Below are 2,584 nucleotides of genomic sequence, written 5' to 3' on the forward strand. Positions count from 1 at the left end.
CATCGAGGACGTGGCGGTCGGGGATGAGATCGTCATCCGGCCCGGCGAAAAGGTGCCCGTCGATGCGACCGTCCTGTCCGGCAGCTCACCGGTGGACGAATCGATGATCACCGGGGAGCCGATCCCGGTTACCAAACGCGAAGGCGACACCGTCATCGGCGCCACCATCAACACCACCGGATCGCTGCGGGTGCGCGCCGCCAAGGTCGGCGCCGACACGATGCTGGCCCAGATCATCCGCTTGGTGCAGCAGGCCCAATCCTCCAAGGCGCCGATCCAGCGCCTTGCCGACGCGATCTCCAGCTACTTCGTGCCCGCTGTCATCGCCATCGCGATCGCCACCTTCGCCATCTGGTTCATCACCGGGCCGGCGCCCGCGCTCACCGTTGCATTGGTCGCTGCGGTGGCGGTGCTGATCATCGCCTGCCCGTGCGCGCTCGGCCTCGCCACCCCACGGTCGATCATGGTTGCGACTGGAAAAGGCGCCCAAGCCGGTATCCTCATCCGCTCCGCCGAAGCCCTGGAGACCGCACACAAGCTCGACACCATCGTGCTCGACAAGACGGGCACCGTCACAGCCGGCAAACCGGCACTCACCGATGTACACCCCCTCAACGGGTTCGACCAGACCAGCCTGCTCGCGCTGGTGGCCGCGGCGGAGCACGACAGCGAACACCCCCTGGGGACCGCAATCCTCCGCGCCGCCCACGAACGCGGTCTCAGCCTGCCGCCGGTGACCAGGTTCACCACGATCACCGGCAAAGGGTTACGGGCCACCGTCGACGGCCGCCAGGTTCTGGTTGGCAACGCGCGGCTGCTCTCCGACGCCGGCCTGGACACCACACCGGCCCAAGAGGTTGCCGACCGGTACGCAGCCGAAGGCAAGACAGCCCATCCTCGCCGCGGTCGAGCGCCAACCCGCCGGCGTTCTCGCGGTCGCCGACACCATTAAGCCCGACTCGGTGCCGGCCCTAGCGGCGCTACACCAAATGGAGCTGTCCACGGTGATGATCACCGGCGACAACAGGCGTACCGCCGCCGCGATCGCCGGCCAGGTAGGCATCCCCACGGTTCTTGCGGAGCTGCTGCCGGAGCACAAGGCCGGCGAGGTGCAGCGGCTGCAGGCAGCCGGCGCCCGGGTGGGCATGGTCGGTGACGGAATCAATGACGCGCCCGCACTGGCGCAGGCCGACATTGGGCTGGCCATCGGTACCGGCACCGATGTGGCCATCGAGGCCGCCGACATCACCTTGATCTCCGGTTCGCTCACCGGGGTGCCGACCGCGATCGGCCTGTCGCGGGCCACCATGCGCAACATTCGCCAGAACCTGTTTTTCGCCCTGGTCTATAACGCGGTCGGCATTCCGATCGCCGCCGGACTGCTCTACCCATTCCTCGGTATCCGCCTGTCACCGATCATTGCCGCCGCCGCAATGGCCCTGTCATCGCTGTCGGTGGTCACCAACGCCAACCGGCTGCGCCGCTGGCATCCCGCGCCACTGCCCGCCGCTCGCCCGGCACCCATCAGGCCGCAGGTACAGCTGGCTACCCCGACCGCAACCTCACAGACCATCATCCCCGAAAACCATGAGGAGGCAGCAATGGCTACCACCACGACCGTCGACCCTGTCTGCGGTATGACCGTCAACCCCGAGACAGCTGCCGCTAGCCGCGAAGTCGACGGTGTGACCTACTACTTCTGCTCGTCGCACTGCGCTGCCACCTTCGACGCCGACACGGCCCGCCACACCGCCGCATCGGCCAAGCAGTGACCCACACCGCGGCGCACGCCAGCACGCGCCAACCGGCGGACCCCGGTCGTCACGAAGACCGCCGGCCTGCACGCCGCCGCTGCCGCAAATGTGGTTGGCAACGAAGGCATACACCTGGGCGGAGCAGGGACGATGACCACGACAAGTGATCATTAGTGGGACTCCGGCATGAGCGCAGCGACTGAACAGAAGCCACGCCTGTACGCGCTACTGCGTCGGTGGCCCACGGTGCTCGGAGTCGGTCTCGCAGCGCTCACGCTGTCCGACTTCGATGACGGGCGTGAATTCGCGATCGTGTTATTGATTGCGTCGGTCGGTTACCTAGCGATCGCTGTGCTTGAGCGCCCGCAAGCCACCTGGTGGGTTCTCATCGGCCTACTTGCGGGCGTTGTCTGTCTGCGCCTGCTCAATATCGCTCCTGGGCCGGTGCTCGCGGTCGCCGCCGTGGTTATGACGATCGTCGGGTTAGTCCGTGGTTCGCTGCGTCGACTCTGGCTACCTGCGTTGCAGGCACCGGCGACCCTCATCTTCGGGGCCGTCGCCTTCATCGCAATCGCGGCCGGTTCTCAAGCCGGGAGCACTCTGGTTGCAGTGGGTCTGCTCGCGCACACCGTTTGGGATCTCGTTCACCTACGAGCGCGCGCAATCGTGTCACCCTCGCTAGCCGAATGGTGCGCAGTACTGGACACCTTGATCGCCGTAGGCATCCTCGTCCTCGTGTGGAGGTGAGCTTCCCGCGGACATATTTCCTGGTGTCCACCTTCGGGGCTGCGGTCCGCGGGATCTGGACCTGCGCGCAGAGGCCTGCCGGA

At 66.8% G+C, this 2,584-nt stretch carries 3 protein-coding genes; all 3 read left to right on the forward strand.

Going from position 1 to position 2,584, the window contains the following annotated elements; translation table 11 throughout:
• Window positions 1–952, forward strand: a 952-nt coding sequence (locus VFH65_RS19310) for a heavy metal translocating P-type ATPase (protein ID WP_353323616.1), incomplete at its 5' end; no start/stop codon positions are given.
• On the forward strand, window positions 858–1,772 hold the full coding sequence (locus tag VFH65_RS19315) for an HAD-IC family P-type ATPase (protein ID WP_353323618.1): 915 nt from the start codon (window positions 858–860) through the stop codon (window positions 1,770–1,772). The genes VFH65_RS19310 and VFH65_RS19315, both read left to right, overlap by 95 nt.
• Before the next feature lie 168 nt (window positions 1,773–1,940).
• A complete protein-coding gene (locus tag VFH65_RS19320) occupies window positions 1,941–2,501 on the forward strand; it encodes a hypothetical protein (protein ID WP_353323620.1) in 561 nt (186 codons plus the stop codon).
• Window positions 2,502–2,584: the final 83 nt, after the last annotated feature.

The sequence above is a fragment of the Mycobacterium sp. genome (genome assembly GCF_035697385.1).
Classification (GTDB): domain Bacteria; phylum Actinomycetota; class Actinomycetes; order Mycobacteriales; family Mycobacteriaceae; genus Mycobacterium.

What these genes read in the sequence shown, in the direction of transcription:
- VFH65_RS19320 (WP_353323620.1), top strand. Translation starts at nt 1,941, where the DNA reads ATGAGCGCAGCGACTGAACAGAAGCCACGCCTGTACGCGCTACTGCGT.